A 1157-nucleotide genomic window follows, 5' to 3' on the forward strand; every position below is an offset into this window, starting at 1 on the left:
GCCGCGGTGGTGTTCGGGGTGTCGCGGACCCAGCTGCATGAGTGGCTGGCCCGGTACCGGGTCGAGGGTGCGGCCGGGTTGGTGCCGCGGTCGCGGCGGCCGTTGTCCAGTCCGGCGGTGACCGCGGCGGCGGTCGAGGACGAGATCGTGCGGTTGCACAAGGACCGTAACGGCCGGTGGGGTGCGAAGAAGATCCGGGCGGTCCTGGCCGGGCAGGGCGTGGCGGTGCCGGCGGTGTCCACCGTGCATCAGATCCTGCACCGGCGCGGGCTGATCGCGGCCAGGGCCGGGCGGCAGGTCCGTGATCCCGGCCGGCGGTTCGCCCGGCAGTTCAGCAACGACCTGTGGCAGATCGACGGCACCCAGCACCGCCTCGTCAACGGCTCAGCGTTCTGGGTCGTGGACGTCCTGGACGACTGTTCCCGGTTCCTGCTCGCCGCCGTGGTCGGGCCGAGCCTGACCGGCGCACTGGGCTGGCAGGCGCTACGCGCCGCGACCGCCAGCTCCGGCCTGCCCCGGCAGCTGCTGTCCGACAACGGTGTCACGTTCACCGGCCGGTCCCTGGGCATCGAGGTGTTCTTCGAACGGCAGGTCCACGCCGCCGGGATCGAGTTCCTGCACGGCCGGGCCCGGCACCCACAAACCCAGGGCAAGATCGAACGGGAACACCGCACTCAGAACGACTGGATCGCCGATCACCGCCCACACAGCCTCGCCGAGGCCCAGCACGTCCTGGACGCCTACCGCACCGACTACAACACCACGCGCCCCCACGAAGCCCTCGCTCAACGCACCCCGGCCGAGGTCCACCAGCGCGGCACACCGGCCATCCTGCCCCCGATGGACGTCGCCCCAGCCGACGCCTACCCAGCCGGGGCGATCATGCGCCAGGTCTCCAGCGACGGCACCTTCCGCTACCACAACGTCAAACTCCGCCTCGAACCACGCTGGGCCGACCTACCCGTCGGCCTCATCCGCGACCACGCCCGCCTCAAGATCTACTACGGGCACGCCAACATCGTCACCCTCATCGTCGGCGACATCCCCCACCCGAAACGCTGACACCACCACAACCATCGAGCATCATGGAACCAACCACACGGATCGTGTTCGGCATGTCCCCGGAACCCCGTGTTCGGAATGTCCCCGGTCCGCAC

Annotated in this window: 1 protein-coding gene; it reads left to right on the forward strand. The window is 70.2% G+C overall.

Annotation, left to right across the window (positions count from 1 at the left end; translation table 11 throughout):
- A partial coding sequence (locus Dsi01nite_RS56910) for an integrase core domain-containing protein (protein ID WP_203854882.1) occupies positions 1–1062 on the forward strand: 1062 nt, incomplete at its 5' end.
- Positions 1063–1157 lie beyond the last annotated feature (95 nt).

Origin of the sequence: Dactylosporangium siamense, assembly GCF_016862795.1 — a bacterium.
GTDB classification, from domain to species: Bacteria; Actinomycetota; Actinomycetes; order Mycobacteriales; family Micromonosporaceae; genus Dactylosporangium; species Dactylosporangium siamense.